This is a genomic window from Pelodictyon phaeoclathratiforme BU-1, from assembly GCF_000020645.1.
Lineage (GTDB): Bacteria > Bacteroidota > Chlorobiia > Chlorobiales > Chlorobiaceae > Chlorobium > Chlorobium phaeoclathratiforme.
Genome location: NC_011060.1, coordinates 241,818 through 262,002 on the forward strand (window position 1 = coordinate 241,818; position 20,185 = coordinate 262,002).

A 20,185-nucleotide genomic window follows, 5' to 3' on the forward strand; every position below is an offset into this window, starting at 1 on the left:
TATGGTCAAACGTTTTGTGAAATACAACCCTGCTTTTCTTGAAAGTGATGAGCTGATAGAAAATTTTGTTGTCCGGCAGATCGACTTTCGGATGATTACCAGAATCATTCGGGAGAATACCATGGCATCAAATCAGCATATGCTGGTTATTGGGCCACGAGGAAGCGGAAAGACCACTCTGGTTCGTCGGATTGCCCTTGAAGTAGAGCGTGATGAGGAACTGGAGAGTGCGTGTTATCCACTTATATTTGCTGAAGAAAGCTACAATGCTGTTTCCGCTGCTGACTTCTGGCTTGAGGCGCTTTTTCATCTGGCTGAGCATACAGGAGATGCACAAATGATGCGTACCTATCAAGAACTCCGTCGTGACCCTGATGAACAGCGTCTTGGAGAGAGAGCGCTTGGGCAGTTACTTGATTTTGCCGATAAGATCGGCAAGCGCCTTCTTCTTGTGGTAGAAAATCTTGACATGCTGCTTTCAGAGTTTTCAGATAAACAGGAAGCATGGAAACTTCGTCATACATTGATGAACGAACCGCGTTTGATGCTGCTTGCAACAGCAACAGGAAGATTTGAGGAAATCGATCATCCGGCGCACGCCATGTTTGAATTGTTCAAAATTCATGAACTCAAGGCGCTTGACGATCAGGAATGCAATACCGTTTGGGAACTCATAGCCGGAGAGAAGCTTCCGGGAGAGCAGATCAGGCCGGTAAGGATTCTGACAGGGGGAAATGCCCGTCTGATAGCCCTCATTGCGAGGTTTGGGGCCAAACGCTCATTCCAGCAACTCCTTGATGATCTCATAGATTTGATAGATGAGCATACCGATTATTTCAAAAGCCATCTCGACGCTATGGCTTCCAAAGAGCGCAAAGTCTATCTCGCTCTTGCTGAATTATGGAGTCTTTCAACAGCAAAAGAGGTAGCCGAAGTGGCACGGCTTGACGTCAATACTGCCAGTGCGCTTCTTAACAGGCTGGTCAGTCGTAGTAAAGTTTTATTTGAGGAGAAAGGTAAAAGAACAAAATGGTACAGGATATCGGAAGGGATCTACAATATCTATTACCTCATGCGCAGGCGTGGAGGCCCATCAGCAAGGGTCAAAGCCGCAGTCAAGTTCATGGTCAGTCTCTATGATCCTGTTTCAGCAGTCAGGATGTTGATTGACGAGACTGGTACTCTTCAGCCGGAGCAATGCATAGACCATTATGCTGCTTTTGAACAGGTGGTTAAAAATATTTCTGATCGCCAACTTCTACAGAGAATAGGTGCTGTTACGCCGAAAAGTTTTTTGGAGTCACCCTATCTCACTGATACGGTGAAAAATAGCTTGAGAGTTGAAAGCGTAACAGAATCGAAAAAGGATATAAACGAAGGCGTTGATCGTAAAGCGGTAATAGAATTGTTTAAAAAGGGATGTCAATTGGTCAAGGATAAAGATTATGAGACAGCAATTCAGTTTTTTGATCATATCATCAAAAGATATAAAGATCGAACGGAAGTCGAGATTAGCTCATTGGTTGTAAGTGCTCTTTTTAATAAAGGCGTTATACTTCATAAACTGGCGCGTGAGAATGAGGCGATTAAGACGTATGAAGAACTTATTGTAACGTATAGTAATCGTTATGAAGTTGAGATAGCTGAGTGGGTTGTAAGTGCTATGTTCAATAAAGTGACTGCACTTTGGACACTCAATCGCAAGGATGAGCTAATTCATGCGTATGAAGAACTCGTTATAAAGTATAGAAAACGGACTGAAGTCGAGATTGCAGAATGGATTGCAAAAGCCCTGTTTAACCAAGGGTTTGTGCTTAGTAGTTTAAATCGTGAGGATGAAGGGATTCACAAATATGAAGAGCTTGTTGGATTGTATGGAACTCGACATGAAGCCGAGATTTCTGAAAGGGTTGTAAGAGCTCTGTTTAACAAAGGAGTTCTACTTCTACAACTCGAACGATACCAGGAGGCTGAACCTGTTTTTATGCAGGCAATTGAACGGGCTCCCCTTATGTGGGAAGCGTACGTTGAATTAGTAAAATTGTTCTTGAAGATGCCAGAGAGACTGAATGATGCTCTTGATTTTGCAAGAAAGTATGTTGAGACTCCTGGTCTCGTTGAGCAATCAATAGAAGGAGCTATAAAGCTGTTTGTGGAACTTGCCGCATCGGGGTATGCGAAAGAGGCACTTGGCATTCTTGTCGATTCTCCTGCTGAGTCCCATCTTGAACCTTTGGTGGTTGCTTTACGGTTATACACTGGTGAAGAGGTAAGAAGTGCGGTTGAGATACAAGAAGTTGCGAAAGATGTCGTCAAACGGATTGAGCATCGGCGGAGCGTAAGGGAAAAAACGGATGAGCATGCTCTTGCATCCTGCCTCTGAGGGGTATTTCGGGGAGCTGGTCGTGTTTGGTTTACGGTTCATTGCAGGAGTTTAACGCTGAAAATCGTACATTACGGCTTGCATCTCATTGTATGTTTTCTATGCTTTGCTTTTATTAAACAACAAAAAAAGGCGACAATGATGAAGATGATGAAAATTGTTACTCTTGCGTTTCTGTTCGCAGGACTTTTCTGCTCCAGGGCATCTGCTGGATGGGACCCTGCTGACTCGGATCATGCAAGAATGTCGGTCGACTCTTTCCGGGCAAATGCCGGACTTTCCCGTTTTTTTGACAGTGCCTATGGGTATGTTGTTTTTCCTGATGTTTACAAAGGGGGATTCATCATGTTGGGCGGGGGACATGGAAAAGGATATGTCTATGAACTCAATAATCTTGTTGGGCGCTCAACAATTACCCAGCTTAATGTTGGTCCGCAACTTGGTGGTCAATCTTTTTCGGAAATCATTTTTTTTAAAAGCAGGGGAGATCTTGACGATTTTAAAAAAGGTAACTATGAGCTTAATGCCCAGGTTACAGCCATCATAGTTACGACAGGAATGGCAACCAACACAGATTATTCCAATGGTGTAGCCGTCTTTGTTCTTCCAAAGGCCGGGGTTATGGCTGAAGCTACTGTGGGTGGGCAGAAGTTTTCCTATGAGTCGTATTGACCATCCTGATTTTTCCAAGCAGGAGAGGCCTCGGTGCTGATGATCCGGTGTTTTTCCAATAACGTTAATTTTTACAATGAAGTATGAATTAGTGGTGGGCCTTGAGGTGCATTGTCAGCTCAATACCACAAGCAAAGCCTTCTGTGGCTGTTCGGCGAAGTTCGGCAAGTCGGCCAATACCAATGTATGTCCTGTCTGTCTCGCTCTTCCCGGAGCGCTGCCGGTTCTTAACCGTCGTGTTGTTGAAGATGCCGTGAAGCTTGGTCTTGCAACGGGTTGCTCTATAGCGCCCCACTCAGTGCTTGCCCGGAAAAACTATTTTTACCCTGATTTGCCGAAAGGGTACCAGATTTCGCAGTTTGAAGAACCGATATGCAGCGAAGGGATGGTGCACATTGATGCCGGAGAGGGTAATCGGGAGATTCGACTGATCAGGATTCATATTGAGGAGGACGCCGGAAAATCAATTCATGATATCGGTGAGGAGACCTATATCGATCTCAACCGGAGTGGTGTCCCTTTGCTTGAAATTGTAAGTTATCCTGACCTGCGCACTTCGAAAGAGGCGTCAGCTTATCTGCAGAAGGTACGCCAGATCGTCAAATATCTTGGTATCTCGGATGGCAACATGGAGGAGGGAAGTCTTCGCTGTGATGCAAACGTCTCTTTGCGGCCAGTCGGGGAGACGGAGTATGGTACCCGTACTGAGATCAAGAATATGAACTCTTTCAAGAATGTTGAAAAGGCAATCGATTACGAGGTCGAGCGTCATCGTGAGATTCTTGAAGCCGGTGGGGTTATTCTGCAGGAGACCCGTCTCTGGGATGCCGACAAGGGGGAGACCCGTTCCATGCGCGGCAAGGAGTTTGCCCATGATTATCGTTACTTCCCTGATCCTGATCTGGTGCCGGTGCTGGTTGATCAGGAGATGATTGATCGGATCATGAGTGAGCTTCCCGAGTTTCCGGAAGAGAGGGCTGTCCGGTTTGTTGATGAGTATGCCATTCCGGCCTATGATGCAGCCGTGCTGACTGTCGAGCGCGAGGTTGCGGACTATTTCGAGGAGAGCGTCAGGGTTTCTGGCGATGCCAAGGCTTCGTCCAACTGGGTGATGGGTGAGGTGATGCGCGTGCTGAAAGAGAGTTATCTGGATATTGCGGAGTTCTCCATTCTTCCGGAACGGCTTGGAGGGTTGATTGCGCTGATTGGAAAGGGTGTGATCAGTACTACCATCGCCAAGCAGGTTTTTGAGCTGATGCTGAAGAGTGGCGATGCTCCAGCGGAAATTGTTGAACGGGAGGGACTTGCACAGGTTTCTGACAGTGGCGCGATTGAGACGGTTGTGCAGGCAATTCTTGATGCCAACCCCGGTCAGTTGGCCGCCTATCGCGGCGGAAAAACCAAGCTCCTTGGCTTTTTTGTTGGTCAGTGCATGAGCCAGATGAAGGGCAAGGCCAATCCCCAGATGGTTAATGAGGTGCTGTTAAGGAAGCTCGAGGGGTGAGTGATCAGGATTCACTGTCGAAGAGATCTTTGGTTCGCAGCGATTCGGGCCAGCTTTTTGCGAGTTCAGGGTTGATCACCTCGATTTTTTTTCTGGCTTCCAGCAGCCTTTTTTTACAGTTTTCGGCGATGGCAAGCCCCTCTTCGTACATGCCAATAGTGTTTTCGAGGCCGGTTTCCGGATTTTCGATATTCCGGGTGATCTCTTCGAGTCGTGAGATCAGCTCTTCAATAGGGAGTTTTCCGGTGTGGGTTGTTGCCATGATGTTTCAGTATTTAGATGTTGTGTACCAAAATAGAGAAAGAGAAAGATTATTCAAAAGGCAGGTGTGTGAGTGAAGTTTGTTGATAGTGCGTCGATTTTTGTTCATGCTGGAGACGGCGGAAAAGGGTGTGTCAGTTTTCGGAGGGAGAAGTTTGTGCCAAAAGGTGGCCCGGATGGTGGAGATGGCGGTCGGGGAGGCCATGTATGGCTGAGAACCAATCGGCAGTTGACCACTCTTCTCGATTTCAAATATAAAAAGAAGTATATCGCTGTTCGCGGTGTGCATGGTCAGGGCGCCCGTAAAACAGGCAGGGATGGGGCCGATGTTGTTATTGATGTCCCCTGCGGTACCATTGTCAGAAATGGTGAAACCAACGAAATTATTGCCGACCTGACTGGCGAGGATCAGGAAATCTTGATTGCGAGAGGTGGCAAAGGGGGGCGGGGAAACCAGCACTTCGCAACACCAACCCGACAGGCGCCCCGATATGCCGAGCCGGGTCAGAAGGGTGAGCTGCTTATGCTCAACATGGAGTTGAAGCTTATGGCTGATGTTGGTCTGGTTGGATTTCCCAATGCGGGCAAGTCAACACTGATTTCGGTGATCAGCGCGGCCAAGCCAAAAATTGCCGATTATCCCTTTACAACACTGGTTCCCAATTTGGGCATTGTGCGCTACGAGGAGTACAAATCGTTTGTGATGGCTGATATTCCGGGAATTATCGAGGGTGCGGCAGAGGGAAAAGGGCTAGGTCTCCAGTTTCTTCGTCATATTGAGCGTACAAAAATACTTGCCATTCTTATTGCGGCTGATTCACCTGATATTGCTGATGAATATCATACCCTTCTTGGGGAGCTTGAAAAATTTGAGAAGGAACTGCTCGATAAACCAAGGTTAGTGGTTGTGACGAAAATGGATATTGCCGCTGAAGATCTTGAAATTCCCACGCTTGAGGAGGGAGTCAGGGTTCTTTCGATTTCAGCCGTATCCGGCCAGGGGCTTAAAGAGCTCAAGGATGAACTCTGGAGAGAGGTTTCGGGTCGTATCAGGGCTGCAGAACCGTTGGATGAGAGTCTCGGCTGATTATGCAACAAGCTGAACTCTATGTCAGGTATGCGCGTCTGGCTGACGCCTCGGCTATTGCCGCTATCACCGCAGAGTATGCGCGTCAGGGAATCATGCTGGAGCGCTCCGGTGATAATATTGTTGAAAATATTCGTAACTTTTTTGTCGCTGAGTACAATGGCGAAGTGATAGGTTGTTGTGCTATTGCATTCTATACCCTGAAGCTTGCTGAAATACGCTCACTCGCGGTATTTAACCGCTATAAAATGAGGGGTATAGGGCGGAGGCTGGTCGAAAAGGCGGAGTCGGTGTTACATGAAGAGGGGGTTGAGGAGGTTTTTGTTCTGACACTCAGCCGTGAGTTTTTCCGTCGTCTTGGATACAGCGAAATCAAGAAAGAGTATTTTCCTCAAAAAATATGGAGGGATTGTACTCATTGCCCAAAGCTTATGGCCTGCGATGAAATTGCGATGGTGAAAAAATTGTAACTTAATTACACAAAATGGTATAGGAAATTCGTGATTGTTCAGGAAGTTATCGTTAAAAACAAGGCAGGGCTGCATACCAGACCTGCGGCTGCGGTTGTCAAACTCGCATCCCGTTTCAAATCAGATTTTTTTATTGAGATGCAGGGTGTTGAAATTAATGCGAAGTCCATTATTGGTGTCATGAGTCTTGCGGCTCCGAAGGGTACCCGGTTGACGCTTAAGCTGGATGGCGAGGATGCTGCTGAGGCTTCCCGTCAGTTGGTTGAGTTTTTTGAGCAGGGTTTTGGAGAGGTATAGCGTTGCGCATTGCCTTCATATCCCCTTTTTTTCCACTGAAGGGAGGAATCGCCCGCTTCAGTGGAATGTTGAGGGATGCCCTTCAAGACCGGGGATATGATGTTACTCCTGTTGCGTTCAGGGCTCTCTACCCCGATTTTTTGGTCAAGGGTGGAGTTGAAGAGGCTCAGGGAGCAGATCTCACCTTTTTTAATGAGTCGCGTCTGGTACTGTTCAACCCCATTTCCTGGTTTGGAGCGATACGACATCTCCGGTCACTGAAACCAGATCTGCTTCTTGTGGCTTACTGGAGCGGATTTCTGGCACCGCTTTTTTTTACGATACGTCGTCTGACCGGTATCAGGATGGTGGTGCTGCTCCATAACCTCTCTTCACATGAATCATTTTTATTCGACCCACTTATGCAGAGGCTGCTGGCTGCTTCCGCCGATGGATTTTTGACCCTTTCGGAGGCTGTTACCAAAACGGTGCAGAGAGCTCTGCCTGAAATCCCTTTGCTGCAGCTTTTTCATCCCCTCTATGAGCCGGATGGGGAGCACTCTTCGGTGCAGGATGCACGTCAGGCGCTCAAGCTCGACGCTCACTCTCCGGTGCTGCTTTTTTTTGGTTATGTGCGCCATTACAAGGGGCTCGACACCATGCTTCGTGCCATGCCAGCGATTCTGCAGCGGGATCCCGCGCTTCGTCTTGTCGTTGCCGGACAGTTTCATGAGGATCATGGTATCTATCGCAAGCTTGTTGCGCAGCTTGGCATCGAAGGAAACGTCGATTTTTACCCCGGTTACGTTTCCACTGAACGCAGTGCCCTCTTTTTTGCTGCGGCAGACGCTGTTGTACTTCCCTATCGCAGTGCAACGCAGTCGGGAGTGGTGCAACTTGCTTATGGCCACGGTTTGCCCGTGATCGTCACACCGGCAGGCGCCCTTCCCGAGATGGTTCGCCCTGGTAAAACAGGCTGGGTTGCCCCTGACTGTTCGGCTGAGGGGTTTGCCGGGGCAGTCGGTGAGTTTCTCAATCGTCGTGACAAGCATGAGCTTGAGGCGATGCGCCCGGCTATAGAAGCTTTCCGGCGTCACTTTTCCTGGGAGGTTTTTGCAGAACAGGCCGGGCATTTTCTTGAAGCAAGAGCTGTACGGAGGTGATGACCTCTCCGTTGAGCTGCATCGTGGTGCTGAACTGGAACGGCGCAAAGGATACGCTTGCCTGTCTGGATTCGCTTGCGGCACTGATCTCACCATCCTGCAGGGTGCTTGTTGTCGATAATGGATCGACTGATGGCTCTCCGGAAAAGATACGGGAGCGCTTTCCGGCTGTTGAGCTTCTTCTCCTGCCGGTCAATATCGGCTATGCTGGGGGCAACAATGCCGGATTCAGAAGGGTTATGGAGCTGAAGGCTGAATTCGTGATCTTTCTGAACAACGATACTCTTGTGGAGAGCAGTTTTTATACTCCATTGATCGATACCCTGCAGTGCAACCCTGGGGCAGGAATAGCCGTACCGAAAATTTATTATTCGGATCGTCCGGAGAGGCTCTGGTACGCCGGTGGTGTTGTCAACCTTTCGACCGGCCTTATCCGCCATGTCGGGTTGCGGAAAAAAGATGCTCCCGATTTTGATCGTCCGGCTCTTACCGGTTACGCTACAGGCTGCTGTTTCGCAATGCGTTGTCGTGATTTCGATAGTGTTGGCGGGTTTGATGAAACGTTCGGGATGTATGCCGAGGATGTCGATCTCTCCCTGCGGGTTCGCGCTCGGGGTATGAGTATCAATTATGTGCCCTCCTCAAGGGTCTGGCACAAGGTTTCGGCGTCGCTTTCCGGCAGACCGCTGCGGAAACTGCTCAAGAAAAGTATCGGGGCACTTCATCTTTTCAGAAAGCACCGGGCATGGAGCGGTATGGTGCTCTATCTGCTTCTGCTTCCCCTGCGTCTTGCCGGCAGTTTTGGTGAAGAGTTGAGGGAAAAAAAGTCCACAACATAACCGATCGCACAGGGAAAAACAGATGATGCAGAACAAGTACAGAACCGTTATTGACAGAGCCTATCTTGACGAACAGGGTCACCTGCTCCGATGGCAAAGAACACTCGAATTTCTGAGAGGCTCCTCACTCTCCGGTGCGTCACTTGTCAGCGGGCTCGATCTGGGTGATCGAACCCCGTTTACGGCTTCGCTGGAGCAGCATTTTGAATGTCCGTTCGAGAACACAACAGTCGATCTCGACCTTGAGCCACTTTCGGGCTCCTTCGGGGTTGTGACCGCTTTTGAGGTGCTTGAGCATCTCTACAATCCGCTTCATGCGCTGCTTGAAGTCAAAGGGCTTCTGGCTGGTGAGCATGCCTGCCTCTTTGTCTCCATGCCGCTTTGGAAACCCTCCATCCTTGCAAGTTCCGACCATTTTCATGAGATGACGCGCTCTGAAGCGCTCTCGCTGTTCACACGTGCCGGGTTTACCGTTCTCCGAAGTGCGGAGTTTCGTATCCGTCACCCGTTGTTTTATCTTACGGGAGTGAAGCCGCTGCTGCGGGCATGGTATGAAAAAGTGCAGATCTATGAACTTGTCATCCAATAGGGGAGCGCCTTGCAGTCCGTTCAGGCTTGTCTGGTTTTCCGAGATACAGTGGGACTTTCTCTCAACCCGGAAGCAGCGCCTCTTGTGCCGCTTTCCGGAGAGTTGGAGCATTCTTTTCATAGAGCCTTTTGCGCTTCGCCGCCGCCACCACTGGATTCCAGTCAAAAGGGGGCGGGTCTGGGTTGTCACTGTTCCTTTTCTGAAGAGCGTTCCCTTCAGGATAGGGCGCCTGCTCGATCTTCCTTTGCTGCGCTGGCTTCTCTCCCTGCCCGGAATCCTGCTGATGCTCTTCTGGGTGACGATCCTCGGATTTGGCTCCTCAAACAGAATTATTGGCCTGAGCAATATCTACTGGGGCAGGGTTGCAGCCCTCCTGCCATGCCGCCTTCGCTTCTATGATGCCAATGATGATCATCTTGCCTTTCCCGACAATCCGCACTGGCTGAAGGGCTCTCTTGATCACTATCTTTCGAAGGTTGATCTGCTCTTCAGTGTCAGTCGTGAGCTGACCAGCCGTCTCAGGGTGCCACCCGGCGTTCGCCTGGTTGATCTTGGCAACGGTGTTGAGTTCAGCCATTTTGCCATCTCCCGTCCTCGCAAGCCGGCCGCTCTTTCCCGCCTCAAGGGGCCAATTCTTGGCTATGCGGGGGCCATGGACTGGCTTGATAGCTCCCTGATTGCTGCTACTGCCCGTGCATGGCCGGAGTATTCGATTGTGCTACTCGGTCCGGCCTATGAGAGAGAGTGGTGGCAAAAACAGGCCGCCATCAACGAGCTGCCAAACGTCCACTATTTCGGCAAGATTGAGTACAGCGAACTTCCCGCCTGGGTGCAGCACTTCGATCTTGCCCTGATGCCGCTCCTTTCAAGTGATCTGAAAAGGGTATCCCATCCCAACAAGCTCTATGAATATGCCGCCGCAGGGGTGCCGGTACTCTCCATGAACTATTGCAGTGCGGTGGAGCGGGCGCGGGAGGTGCTGCATGTGGCCGTTTCTCAGGAGGAGTTTGTCCGCATGGTGCCGGAAGCTCTTGCTGACCGGCGTGTTGAGGCGCGGCAGGCATTTGCCCGGCAGCACAGTTGGGATACGCTTGCTGCCGTCATGGTGCAGGAGCTGGAGAAGGCCTCTCGGGAGAGGAGTCTGTGAACCGCAATGCCGTCATAGCCGGTCAGGCGGGCTTCTCCTTTGCCGGATTTCTCTTCGGCCAGACAGCCCGATTCGCCTATAACCTTGTGGTTGCAAGGTTGCTCGGTGTTGATGCTCTTGGCACCTACGCTCTCGCCATTGCCGTTATCCAGATTGCCGAGGTGCTTGCTGTTGCAGGGCTCGATTCGGGTCTGCTGCGCTTTGTCAGTTTGCACCGAGATGATCCTCTTCGCCAGAGGGCTGTGATTGGTGCCGCCCTGAAAATGAGCATCACGCTTTCACTCATCGTGGCGCTCCTGCTGCTTCTCTTTTCAGCGCCGATCTCTACAATCCTCAATGGCAGTAGCCTCCTGCGGCTTGCGATTTGCTGCTATGCTGCGGCAATTCCCTTCAATGTGGCAACCCTGCTGTTTGGCCATGCCATGCAGGGGTTCCGCCAGCTCAAGCCCAAAATTGTTGCTACACAGATTGTTAGCCCACTGCTTTTGCTTCTCTTGACTCTTCTCTTCCGTTATACTGCAGGAGAGGATGCCGCCCTCTTTTTTCCCTTTGCACTGGCGGGCGTTGGGGCATTTTTCTGGATTCGTCCCTCTCTTTCCAGAATCAGCGGGACTCTTCAAGGGGATATTCTCCATGCCCACACAGACAAGGTGATGCTTGCATACGCCATTCCCTTTATGGCGGTCTCACTCCTGAGCATGATGAGCCATTGGCTTGATGTTATGATGCTTGGTATGCTTACCGATACGGCAACGGTCGGGCTCTATCATCCTGCAGCCAGAACGGCGGGGCTCATCCGATCAGTCCTCCTTGCCTTTACCGGCATTGCTGCGCCAATGATTGCCGAGCTGCATACGGGGAGGCAGAATGCTGAGATAGGACGGATCTTCAAGATGGTGACACGCTGGATAGTAACGGTGGTTCTTCCGCCAGCCATACTTTTCATGGTGTTGCCCGAACTGGTGCTTTCGGTTTTCGGCGCCCGCTTTGCTGCGGAAGGAGCTGTCGCGCTGCTTCTCCTGACGGTTGCCTCATTCCTGCAGGCCAGCTTTGGCCTCTCAGCGACAGTACTTGCCATGACCGGCCATGCGCGGCTCAGCCTCCTGAACGCTCTTGCTGCCCTTGGCTTGCAGGTGGCGCTCAATTTTCTCCTGATCCCAAAGATGGGTTTGAATGGTGCCGCTCTTGCTACCTTGCTGCTTTTTTTGATGCTCTCTGTTCTCCGTCTTGTTGAGATTCGCCGCATCCTGAAGATTCACCCTTTTGGCAAAGCGCTCTGGAAACCCTTTACTGCCGGATTATCTACAGCCTTACTTCTCATGGCTCTACGCCCGTGGTTGCTTGGCCTGCCACCTTTTGCCGCTCTGGCTGTTTCCGCCCTGTTATCGCTCTGCAGCTTTACGGTATTGCTGCTGCTCCTGAAGTTGGAAGAGGAGGAGAGAGAGATTATCTTAAAGCACCTGCCCTTTCTTGACAAGAACCCAAAGCCATAACGCTGTGAAGAAAAAGATTCTCCTGTTGCTCACTGTTTTTGGCGGCTACACTCTTCTGGTTCTGCTGCTCTTTTATCCGCTTGTCTTTCAATCGAAGATGCTTCTTGCGCCCGATACCCTTATTCCCCAGGCTTCGACAATGGCGCTTGACCGGCTTCAGGCCCAAACCGGCGCATATCCGCTCTGGCAGCCCTGGCTCTTTTCAGGTATGCCGACTGTGGAGGCATTCAGCTACCTCAGCGGACTCTATTACCCCAACCTTGTTTTCAACCTCTTTCATACTGATGGCATCGTTTTGCAGCTCCTCCACCTCGCCTTTGCCGGTTTGGGACTCTTCCTTTTTCTTCGCCAGTACGGCTTGACAATCCTTGCAGCCTCTTTTGGCGGGGTGCTCTTCATGCTCAACCCCTATCTGAGCGCCATGCTGGTGCATGGTCACGGCAGCCAGCTTATGACGGTGGCCTACATGCCCTGGATGCTCTGGGCCACCATGCGTCTCATACAGCGTGGAGGGCTGGTCGATGCCGGGATGCTTGCGCTTTTAGCCGGGTTTCAGTTGCAGCGCTCACACGTTCAGATTGCCTGGTATTCCTGGATGCTCATGCTGCTGCTGGCTGTTGTTTTGTTTTTTTCGCATCGCGGGTTTTTTACAAAAAAGAGCGCTGTTTCAGGGATGCATCCTGTGCTTCCTGGAGGTGGTAATGGGGGTGCGGATGAGGGCAGCCACAAGGGCGGCCCCTACATGACATTGCGAATATTTTTGTTGTTGGTTTTGGCGTTGGGTTGCGGCATTGCCATGTCGGCATCGATATACCTGCCTGCATCCGAGTATGCCGCATATTCAGTGAGGGGGATGGCTGCAGAGGGAGGAGGTTCAGCGTGGGAGTATGCCACACTCTGGTCAATGCACCCTCTGGAGTTGCTCACCTTTCTTGTGCCGGGACTCTTCGGCTTTGGCGGAGTAACCTATTGGGGTTTCATGCCCTTCACCGACTTTCCCCATTATGCCGGAATTGTGGTGCTGCTGCTCGCTGTAGCAGGAGCTGTTATCCGCAGAAAAGAGCCGATGACCTGGTTTTTTATTGCGGGTGCACTGCTTGCGCTGCTGCTCTCTTTTGGACGTTTTTTTAGTCCAGTGTTTGATCTCTTCTACCATTTTGCGCCACTCTTCAGCCGCTTCAGGGTGCCCTCCATGGCGCTCATCATGCTCTATCTGATCATCTCTTGTCTTGCCGCAATCGGAGTCAACGACCTGCTTCAGCGCCAGTCGGAGCGGTTCTTGAAACCGATCAGGATCGGAGCGCTGCTTCTTGCAGCTTTTCTGCTCCTCTTCCTTGCCTTTGAACCGTCGCTTGAAAGTTTCTTCCGCTCACTCTTTCCCGAACCGCAGGTTGGAAGTTTTGACCTGGCCTTTATGGTCAATAAGGTGCGCTGGGAGAATCTGACGGGGAGTCTCTGGATAGTCCTGCTCATTGCATCTCTTTTCTCCGGAGTGCTCTGGCTCAGCATCAAGGAGAAGCTCTCCCACAAAATAACGGCCATCCTGCTCTTTCTTCTTGCACTTGGCGATCTGCTCTGGATGGATATACAGATCATCTACCCATCCACCAGCTCGCTCCGCTCCCCGGTTTTCGCTGATAGCCGCATGGTGGAACCCGCTTTCCGGCACGACGACATCACTCGTTACCTTGCCGCACAGAAAGGGCCTTTCAGAATCTACCCCGCAGGGCCACTCTTTGCGGAGAACAAGTTCGCCCTCTTCGGTATTGAGTCCGTGGGTGGCTACCATCCTGCCAAGCTCAAGCTCTATGAAGAGTTTCTTGCTAAAACGGAGAATCTTGCAAGCCTCAATATCCTGCGGATGCTTAATGTCGGCTACATTGTCACTCCTCAACCCATCGAGCATTCCGCGTTCAAGCTGGTTAAAACCGGTGAACTGCAATTGGCAAGCGGCCCGGTGACAGCTTACGTTTACAGCCTTCAGGGAAGCGCCCCAAGAGCATGGTTTGCAAACCGTGTGACTGGTGTGCATGGTAACGACGCCCTCTTTGCCCGACTTCTTGATGATCAGGCACCAGTCGGAGAGGCTTATGTTGATGGCTCTCTCTGGAAAGGAGTCCGAACCTTTGCATCGGCAACGGTCACATCACTTGACGCAAAAGCAGAATCCATGGTCTTGAAGGTTGCTGCTCCCGGAGAGGCATTCCTTGTGACCAGCGAAATTCATTACCCCCTGAGGTGGAAGGTGAAGATTGATGGCAGGGAAACTGCAGTCGTGAAAGTGAACGGCCTGCTGCGCGGTGTTGTGATTCCGGCAGGCAGCAGGGAGGTCAGGTTTTACTATGATCGAAACGGCTTTGAAACCGGTCGCAGGATATCGCTTGGCGCTTTCGTTGTGGCGTTGTTGATGGTGGCAGGGGGAGTGATCGGAGGTCGGTTCCGGCAAAAGGGCGGAAAATGAGATCATTTGGTTACGAGGTGTACTTCTCTGCTGGACTCCTCTTGCTTGTCGGCAAGGTGTTCTTAATGTTGAGTAAAATTACTCAATAGAGTGAGCAAAAATTTATGCTCATTGAGCGCACTCAAAAAAAGTTCTGACATAACGGGTCGAATCGGAACCCCGTCAATATATCCAGGTGCTTTACGGCGTCACGAAAGAAAATCTGCATAACGAATGCGATACCGGTGAAGTTGCAGGCAAAGAAAACTGGTAATCCAATGGCATACCCTGTTGGGGTTGTAGCAATTCTTTTTGCATAATAATGGCAGGGGAGTACGGCATAAATCCAAGAGCTTAAGGGGGTTTCAGCTTGCCGCAGTACAGAATCAAGAACGGTTCATTCAAAATGTCAGCTTTGCTTTCTGCTAACTCATAATTACAGAGCACTACGGAGGTTGCGGTGTTGTCATCTCCTGCAACAAAACAAATGTTCTGCCTCCGAGCACTCCTGCCCGCTCAACCCAAGACGTCTCGCAAGAACTTTCCACTCTTTAACAACCTCGCACACTTCACGGACAATTATCCCGGCACGAGCGCGATTCATTCGGTAATATTCGGCAGTCGCAATCGCAACCTGAAAATCAGGCTGACGGTTATAGAGATCAAGTGACAGCACATGCTCTGCTTTTCTGAACGAAGGATTCATGTCGAAAGCTGGTGCCAGTCGCCATCCTGAAGGGGAGCGTATGAAGCCGTGATTGCGAAGATGGTCATCGCGGTTTGCCGTGGCGATGTTGAACACCACTCTTGTGAACAGCTCTTCGAGGTTACGTGCGATGTGATCAGCTTCACCGTAGGTGGAGAGAAATTCTGCCAGCTCCAGATAACTGGCATCGTCGGTATCGGTATGGTGAAGCATGGTCATGGCTGAGGCAAAAAAATGGCGCAGCTTCCTGGTTCGCCATCGCTCGCTCCTGCTGGTGCTTTTTTGCGTGGCGCCCTTCTCCGCCGGGGAAGCGATTCGTCCTGCAGGCGACGGCCAAGTGCGTCCTCTTTGGAGATCAACGACAAGTCCGCAAGCAGTCCGAGGACGCGAAGCACCTGAACGTAGAAGCCGATAGCAACCGACGGGTCACCAGTCTCAATTTTGTAGAGAGTAGGACGTGAAAGATTGGCCCTTGCACAAACGGTCTCCATGGAAAAGCGGCGACGAAGTCGCGCATCTCTGAGGCGCTGCCCCAGAGCCTCCATCTCTTTTGCCGAAGCGGGGTATAATGGTGTGGCTCTACTTGTCATAACGATAATTTGTGATTTATCATTACGGTTATAGCTTGTGAAAATGAGGCAGGGTTTATATTGTTCAACAGGCAACTCTTTGCTGAATCTCGGGCTCTCTGCGCCACCGTTTTATTATTTTTGAAGTGCTGCATAGCGTAGACAAGTTTTTCTTGTTGGATGTTTTCTGAATGCTCAACATATTGAGTAATTTTACTCAATATGTTGAGCAAAAAACCATGATCATCAAGCGCTTTCAAAAGAAAGTTCTGACACAACGGATCGAATCAGAACCCCGTCAATTCATTCAGGTGCTTTACGGCCCGCGTCAAGTTGGTAAAACCACGCTGGCATTGCAGTTTATGGAGTCAACAAAGCTTTCGGTTCATTTCGCTTCTGCAGATCTTGTTGCATCCGGGCAATCGAGCTGGATCAGCCAGCAATGGGAGGCGGCACGCATCAAGCTTCGGCAATCAGAAGAGAAGGAGGCGGTGCTCATCATCGACGAAATCCAGAAAATCGGCAACTGGAGCGAAGCGGTAAAGAGGGAGTGGGACAGCGACACCGCACAACGGCAATCACTCAAGGTGGTTCTGCTCGGCTCATCCCGGCTGTTACTGCAGCAAGGGTTGACGGAATCACTCGCTGGCCGATTTGAAACCCTCTTCATCGGGCACTGGTCGTACCGTGAAATGAACGAGGCATTTGACTTCACTCCTGAACAGTATGTCTGGTTTGGAGGCTATCCAGGTGCGGCAGCATTGATCAACGATGAAGAGCGCTGGAGGCGCTACATTACCGATTCACTCATCGAGACAAGCATTTCGAAAGATATTCTGATGCTGACCCGTGTTGACAAGCCAGCCTTGATGAAACGGCTCTTTGAACTGGGATGCGGTTATTCAGGCCAGATTCTCTCCTATACAAAAATCCTTGGTCAACTGCAGGATGCAGGTAATACAACAACACTGGCACACTATCTGCGCCTGCTCGATACCGCTGGCTTACTTGGCGGACTGGAAAAGTACAGCCCTGAAATGGTGCGGCGCCGGGCATCCATTCCGAAATTTCAGGTGCATAACACAGCTTTGATCAGCGCACAGCAGCAGTACTCTTTTCAGGAGATTGTCACAAACCCGTCGCAATGGGGCAGATGGGTTGAGTCGGCAATTGGCGCCCATCTCATTAATCATGCCCGCACCGATGCAATTAACCTCTTTTACTGGCGTCAGGGGAATCATGAGGTAGATTTTGTTTTGGAGCACAAAGGAAAAGTGATCGGCCTTGAAGTTAAAAGTGGCCGTACCGGGCACGCTTCCGGCATGGCAGCATTTGAGCAACAGTGCAAGCCGTACAAGGTTCTTCTGGTTGGAAACTCGGGGATTCCATGGCAGGAGTTTCTTGAACTGGAATCTTTGGAGCTGTTTGCGTGAGTGAGCCGTAGCCCGCCAATCTTTTTGCTTTATCCAGCAAAAAGTAATATCTACATTGTATAAACAAAATGGAGGTAGAGATGCTCACAAAGGTTCAGAAGTGGGGCAACAGCCTTGCCTTGAGAATACCGAAAACCTGGGCGCTTGAGGCCAGGCTCGAAAACAATTCAGAGGTAGAGATTTCTCTGGTTGAGGGAAAACTCGTTATCACTCCAGTGGTCACTATAAAACAAGATCTTGCTCACCTGCTTTCCGGCGTCACGAAAGAAAATCTGCATAACGAATGCGATACCGGTAATGCTGCAGGCAAAGAAAACTGGTAATCCGATGGCTTATACTCCGGATCGTGGTGACATGGTGTGGATTGCCTTTAATCCTCAGGCGGGTCATGAGCAGGCAGGACGTCGTCCAGCATTGGTCTTGTCTCCCAAAGCGTACAACTCCAAAGTTGGTCTGGCGCTTCTTTGCCCCATCACCAGCCAGATTAAAGGGTATCCCTTTGAAGTGCTGCTTCCTGAAGGGTTGAACATCAATGGCGCGATTTTATCTGATCAGGTAAAAAGTCTTGACTGGAAGATCCGGCAGGCAGAGTTAATTTGCCTATTGCCCTCGTCGGTAGTTGATGAAGTGCTGCATAAGTTGCATACCCTGTTGGGGTTGTAGCAAATCCCCTCCCCCATTATCCCGCAGTACAGAATCAAGAACGGTTCATTCAAAATGTCAGCTTTGTGTTCTGCTAACTCATACATTACGGAGCACTACGGAGTTTGCGGTGTTGTCATCTCCCGCAATAAAACAAATGTTCAGCCTCCGAGCACTCCTGCCCGCTTAATCCAAGACGTTTTGCAAGAACTTTCCACTCTTTCACAATCTCGCACACTTCACGGACAATTATCCCGGCACGAGCGCGATTGATTCGGTAATATTCGGCAGTCGCAATCGCAACCTGAAAATCAGGCTGACGGTTATAGAGATCAAGTGACAGCACATGCTCTGCTTTTCTGAACGAAGGATTCATGTCGAAAGCAGGTGCCAGTCGCCATCCTGAAGGGGAGCGTATGAAGCCGTGATTGCGCAGATGGTCATCGCGGTTTGCCGTGGCGATGTTGAACACCACTCTTGTGAACAGCTCTTCGAGGTTACGTGCGATGTGATCAGCTTCACCGTAGGTAGAGAGAAATTCTGCAATCTCCAGATAACTGGCATCGTCGGTGTCGGCATGGTGAAGCATGGTCATGGCCGAGGCAAAAAAACGGCGATGGTTACTGGTTCGGTCAAATCGCTGCACCAGAAAGGTGTGGTATCCTTTACCAATCTGCATGAGGCGAGCTTCGGGAACGGTAATATGGCATTGCTGTGCCAGCTCATGCAGCAGCTTTTCCCAGAGGGCAACATCGTAGTCATCGTCAGCAGAGGGGAATTTGGCAATCCAGAGAGCGCCATCCTCATCAACCAGATTCGCTTTGGGACGAGCGCCGCCAAGTGACGAACCGGGGGCAACAAGAACGTTCAGCCACTCTTTGATTTTACCGAAGTCATCCTGCTTTTTTCTGGTCAACTCAAAGGCCATCTCCTGCAACTCAGCAATTTTTGCCACCGGTGGAGCAGATAACGCCTCGTTGGCCAGATAGAGCGATTCCCCGGGGTGGCTGAAACGCAAGGCACCCATGCGCGTGCAGTCCTGAACTCCCAGCAGAAAATCCCAGGGGGCAAGCGTTCTCGGTGTACGCTCCTCCTCCTTTGCCTCAATCGCCTCCCTCCGTTTCATCAGGAGTTGTCCCCAGCGATCGGGACATGAATCCATGAAGACTCCAAAATTGGAGCCTCCCGGAAAGAAGTCGCCCGCCGAGAGATCAAGCTCCGGATCAAGTGGAAATGCGTTGACCTGCCTGAGCCATGCTGGATCATAAACAAAACGGACTGTACCCCGAGCCCCACGCGAGAGTGTGCCTATCTGCTGGAGAGGTCCGAATGCCGGGTCGTCAAGCCACACCAAGAGCTGCTCCTCTTCACGCTTCGCCATCACTCGCTCCTGCTGGCGTTTTTTTGCGCGGTGCCCTTCTTCGTTGGGGAAGCGATTCATCCTGCAGGCGACGGCCCAAAGCGTCCTCTTTGGCGATCAACGACAAATCCCCAAGCAGTCCGAGAACACGAAGCACCTGGATGTAGAAGCCGACAGCGACCGACGGGTCACCATTCTCAATTTTATAGAGCGTTGGACGAGAGAGGTTTGCCCTGGCGCAGACGGTCTCCATGGAAAAACGACGACGAAGCCTCGCATCCCTGAGGCGCTGCCCCAGAGCCTCCATCTCTTTCGCCGAAGCGGGGTATAGTGGTGTGGCTCTGTTTGTCATAACGATAACGTTTGCTTTTATTATAATGATAATTTGTGAATTAACATTGCGGTTAGATAGTTCCAGGCGATGAGCATATCGTGTATGGTCTTGTCCTGAGACTCTTTGTTAAAGCCAAACCAGTACTTTTTTACTGTATTTGCTGATAGTTTAGTGTACCGTTTTCAGTAGACCGCGCCAAGAGCATGGTTCGCCAGTTGGATCATCGCTGTGAACAATAACGAAGAGTTGTTTGCCCGGCTTTTTGATGATGAGGGCCCTGATGGTGTGGCGTATGCCGATGCTTCACTTTGGAGAGGAACAACCACTTTTGCATCGGCAACGGTGATGTCGCTTGATGCTAAAGGGGAGTCGATGGTTGTGAAGGTTGCTGCGCCCAGCGAGGCATTTTTTGTTTATTATCCGCTGCGGTAGAAAGGTGAAGATTGATGGCCGCTATGCTTTAATGGTGAAGGTGAACGGGCTGTTGCGAGACCTTTTGGTGCCGAGTGGCAGCATGGAAGTGGGGTTTTATTATGATCGAAGCGGCTTTGAGACTGGGCGTTAGGTATCGCTTGGTGCTTTTGTGGTGGCGGTGTTGATGGTGGTGGTGGGAATCGGCTGGTAGGTTTTGAGAAAGTCTTGGGAGTCGAGAATTCCGCGTGGTTATCACTAAAATCCTTGTTTTGGTTTGAATTACGGTACCATGTTATTTATCTTAGCTCTCAGCAGATATTGAAAAAGGGCTATTCGCGGATTTTAATGGGAATAGAGTAAGAAAGAGTTTGTAAGGTGTAATATTGATTCATCGAATGAGTCA

The 20,185-nt window shown here is 50.5% G+C and carries 21 protein-coding genes; 16 read left to right on the plus strand and 5 right to left on the minus strand.

From position 1 onward, the window contains the following. The first annotated feature begins 1 nt into the window (after position 1). The 3 genes from PPHA_RS01255 to gatB all read left to right on the plus strand — a co-directional run bounded on the left by PPHA_RS01255 (position 2) and on the right by gatB (position 4,559). Positions 2 to 2,383, plus strand: a complete 2,382-nt coding sequence (locus PPHA_RS01255) for a tetratricopeptide repeat protein (RefSeq protein WP_012507080.1) — start codon at positions 2 to 4, stop codon at positions 2,381 to 2,383. Between the two features lie 138 nt (positions 2,384 to 2,521). After that, complete coding sequence (locus tag PPHA_RS01260; RefSeq protein WP_012507081.1) at positions 2,522 to 3,055, plus strand: lipid-binding SYLF domain-containing protein; 534 nt, start codon at positions 2,522 to 2,524, stop codon at positions 3,053 to 3,055. A gap of 76 nt (positions 3,056 to 3,131) precedes the next feature. Further along, a complete protein-coding gene (gatB, locus tag PPHA_RS01265) occupies positions 3,132 to 4,559 on the plus strand; it encodes an Asp-tRNA(Asn)/Glu-tRNA(Gln) amidotransferase subunit GatB (protein WP_012507082.1) in 1,428 nt (475 codons plus the stop codon). A 4-nt stretch (positions 4,560 to 4,563) separates the two neighbouring features. Here gatB and xseB read toward each other — a convergent pair whose 3' ends face one another. Then, a complete protein-coding gene (gene xseB / locus PPHA_RS01270) occupies positions 4,564 to 4,821 on the minus strand; it encodes an exodeoxyribonuclease VII small subunit (RefSeq protein WP_012507083.1) in 258 nt (85 codons plus the stop codon). Between the two features lie 72 nt (positions 4,822 to 4,893). Here xseB and obgE point away from each other — a divergent pair, with 72 nt between their 5' ends. The 9 genes from obgE to PPHA_RS01315 are packed head-to-tail and all read left to right on the plus strand — an operon-like array spanning position 4,894 to position 14,345. Then, a complete protein-coding gene (gene obgE, locus PPHA_RS01275) occupies positions 4,894 to 5,907 on the plus strand; it encodes a GTPase ObgE (RefSeq protein ID WP_012507084.1) in 1,014 nt (337 codons plus the stop codon). A gap of 2 nt (positions 5,908 to 5,909) precedes the next feature. Further along, positions 5,910 to 6,377, plus strand: a complete 468-nt coding sequence (locus PPHA_RS01280) for an N-acetyltransferase (protein ID WP_012507085.1) — start codon at positions 5,910 to 5,912, stop codon at positions 6,375 to 6,377. A gap of 30 nt (positions 6,378 to 6,407) precedes the next feature. Next, a complete protein-coding gene (locus PPHA_RS01285; RefSeq protein ID WP_012507086.1) occupies positions 6,408 to 6,674 on the plus strand; it encodes an HPr family phosphocarrier protein in 267 nt (88 codons plus the stop codon). A 2-nt stretch (positions 6,675 to 6,676) separates the two neighbouring features. Then, positions 6,677 to 7,816: a glycosyltransferase family 4 protein gene (locus PPHA_RS01290; protein ID WP_223293949.1), complete on the plus strand. Its 1,140-nt coding sequence runs from the start codon at positions 6,677 to 6,679 to the stop codon at positions 7,814 to 7,816. Continuing rightward, positions 7,816 to 8,655, plus strand: a complete 840-nt coding sequence (locus tag PPHA_RS01295) for a glycosyltransferase family 2 protein (protein ID WP_012507088.1) — start codon at positions 7,816 to 7,818, stop codon at positions 8,653 to 8,655. The genes PPHA_RS01290 and PPHA_RS01295 overlap by 1 nt, the downstream gene beginning before the upstream one ends. A gap of 22 nt (positions 8,656 to 8,677) precedes the next feature. Beyond that, positions 8,678 to 9,244, plus strand: a complete 567-nt coding sequence (locus PPHA_RS01300) for a methyltransferase domain-containing protein (RefSeq protein ID WP_012507089.1) — start codon at positions 8,678 to 8,680, stop codon at positions 9,242 to 9,244. Continuing rightward, positions 9,225 to 10,391 (plus strand): glycosyltransferase, encoded by a 1,167-nt coding sequence (locus tag PPHA_RS01305; RefSeq protein WP_012507090.1) that lies wholly within the window; start codon positions 9,225 to 9,227, stop codon positions 10,389 to 10,391. Before PPHA_RS01300 ends, PPHA_RS01305 begins: the two co-directional genes overlap by 20 nt. Further along, positions 10,388 to 11,884, plus strand: coding sequence for an oligosaccharide flippase family protein (locus PPHA_RS01310; protein WP_012507091.1), 1,497 nt, complete (start codon positions 10,388 to 10,390; stop codon positions 11,882 to 11,884). Before PPHA_RS01305 ends, PPHA_RS01310 begins: the two co-directional genes overlap by 4 nt. Positions 11,885 to 11,888: 4 nt before the next feature. Beyond that, complete coding sequence (locus PPHA_RS01315; protein WP_012507092.1) at positions 11,889 to 14,345, plus strand: glycosyltransferase family protein; 2,457 nt, start codon at positions 11,889 to 11,891, stop codon at positions 14,343 to 14,345. Positions 14,346 to 14,790: 445 nt separating this feature from the next. On the opposite strand, the gene PPHA_RS01320 is transcribed toward PPHA_RS01315, so the two are convergent. Continuing rightward, entirely contained in the window at positions 14,791 to 15,249 is a 459-nt protein-coding gene (locus tag PPHA_RS01320) for a HipA domain-containing protein (RefSeq protein WP_012507093.1), read from the minus strand. Continuing rightward, positions 15,246 to 15,620: a helix-turn-helix domain-containing protein gene (locus tag PPHA_RS01325; protein WP_223293950.1), complete on the minus strand. Its 375-nt coding sequence runs from the start codon at positions 15,618 to 15,620 to the stop codon at positions 15,246 to 15,248. The genes PPHA_RS01320 and PPHA_RS01325 overlap by 4 nt, the downstream gene beginning before the upstream one ends. A gap of 218 nt (positions 15,621 to 15,838) precedes the next feature. Between PPHA_RS01325 and PPHA_RS01335 the strand changes: the two genes are divergently transcribed. The 3 genes from PPHA_RS01335 to mazF all read left to right on the plus strand — a co-directional run bounded on the left by PPHA_RS01335 (position 15,839) and on the right by mazF (position 17,695). After that, positions 15,839 to 17,032, plus strand: coding sequence for an ATP-binding protein (locus PPHA_RS01335; protein ID WP_041526377.1), 1,194 nt, complete (start codon positions 15,839 to 15,841; stop codon positions 17,030 to 17,032). Positions 17,033 to 17,112: 80 nt separating this feature from the next. Further along, positions 17,113 to 17,355 (plus strand): AbrB/MazE/SpoVT family DNA-binding domain-containing protein, encoded by a 243-nt coding sequence (locus tag PPHA_RS01340; protein WP_012507096.1) that lies wholly within the window; start codon positions 17,113 to 17,115, stop codon positions 17,353 to 17,355. Positions 17,356 to 17,359: 4 nt separating this feature from the next. After that, the gene (gene mazF / locus PPHA_RS01345; RefSeq protein ID WP_012507097.1) at positions 17,360 to 17,695 is read left to right on the plus strand and encodes an endoribonuclease MazF; all 336 of its coding nucleotides are present in this window, start codon (positions 17,360 to 17,362) and stop codon (positions 17,693 to 17,695) included. 115 nt (positions 17,696 to 17,810) lie between these two features. On the opposite strand, the gene PPHA_RS01350 is transcribed toward mazF, so the two are convergent. Together PPHA_RS01350 and PPHA_RS01355 are read right to left on the minus strand one after the other, a co-directional pair. Next, positions 17,811 to 19,055, minus strand: a complete 1,245-nt coding sequence (locus PPHA_RS01350; RefSeq protein WP_012507098.1) for a type II toxin-antitoxin system HipA family toxin — start codon at positions 19,053 to 19,055, stop codon at positions 17,811 to 17,813. Continuing rightward, a complete protein-coding gene (locus PPHA_RS01355; protein WP_223293951.1) occupies positions 19,042 to 19,386 on the minus strand; it encodes a helix-turn-helix domain-containing protein in 345 nt (114 codons plus the stop codon). Before PPHA_RS01355 ends, PPHA_RS01350 begins: the two co-directional genes overlap by 14 nt. A 210-nt stretch (positions 19,387 to 19,596) precedes the next feature. Here PPHA_RS01355 and PPHA_RS01360 point away from each other — a divergent pair, with 210 nt between their 5' ends. Continuing rightward, the gene (locus tag PPHA_RS01360) at positions 19,597 to 19,800 is read left to right on the plus strand and encodes a hypothetical protein (protein ID WP_150085546.1); all 204 of its coding nucleotides are present in this window, start codon (positions 19,597 to 19,599) and stop codon (positions 19,798 to 19,800) included. The last annotated feature ends 385 nt before the right edge of the window (positions 19,801 to 20,185 follow it).

Coding starts and splice junctions, on each gene's coding strand:
- PPHA_RS01335 (WP_041526377.1), top strand. CDS start 15,839: ATGATCATCAAGCGCTTTCAAAAGAAAGTTCTGACACAACGGATCGAA.
- PPHA_RS01325 (WP_223293950.1), bottom strand. CDS start 15,620: ATGACAAGTAGAGCCACACCATTATACCCCGCTTCGGCAAAAGAGATG.
- gatB (WP_012507082.1), top strand. CDS start 3,132: ATGAAGTATGAATTAGTGGTGGGCCTTGAGGTGCATTGTCAGCTCAAT.
- PPHA_RS01350 (WP_012507098.1), bottom strand. CDS start 19,055: ATGGCGAAGCGTGAAGAGGAGCAGCTCTTGGTGTGGCTTGACGACCCG.
- PPHA_RS01305 (WP_012507090.1), top strand. CDS start 9,225: ATGAACTTGTCATCCAATAGGGGAGCGCCTTGCAGTCCGTTCAGGCTT.
- xseB (WP_012507083.1), bottom strand. CDS start 4,821: ATGGCAACAACCCACACCGGAAAACTCCCTATTGAAGAGCTGATCTCA.
- PPHA_RS01255 (WP_012507080.1), top strand. CDS start 2: ATGGTCAAACGTTTTGTGAAATACAACCCTGCTTTTCTTGAAAGTGAT.
- PPHA_RS01300 (WP_012507089.1), top strand. CDS start 8,678: ATGATGCAGAACAAGTACAGAACCGTTATTGACAGAGCCTATCTTGAC.
- PPHA_RS01320 (WP_012507093.1), bottom strand. CDS start 15,249: ATGACCATGCTTCACCATACCGATACCGACGATGCCAGTTATCTGGAG.
- PPHA_RS01260 (WP_012507081.1), top strand. CDS start 2,522: ATGATGAAGATGATGAAAATTGTTACTCTTGCGTTTCTGTTCGCAGGA.
- mazF (WP_012507097.1), top strand. CDS start 17,360: ATGGCTTATACTCCGGATCGTGGTGACATGGTGTGGATTGCCTTTAAT.
- PPHA_RS01280 (WP_012507085.1), top strand. CDS start 5,910: ATGCAACAAGCTGAACTCTATGTCAGGTATGCGCGTCTGGCTGACGCC.
- PPHA_RS01340 (WP_012507096.1), top strand. CDS start 17,113: ATGCTCACAAAGGTTCAGAAGTGGGGCAACAGCCTTGCCTTGAGAATA.
- PPHA_RS01355 (WP_223293951.1), bottom strand. CDS start 19,386: ATGACAAACAGAGCCACACCACTATACCCCGCTTCGGCGAAAGAGATG.
- PPHA_RS01295 (WP_012507088.1), top strand. CDS start 7,816: ATGACCTCTCCGTTGAGCTGCATCGTGGTGCTGAACTGGAACGGCGCA.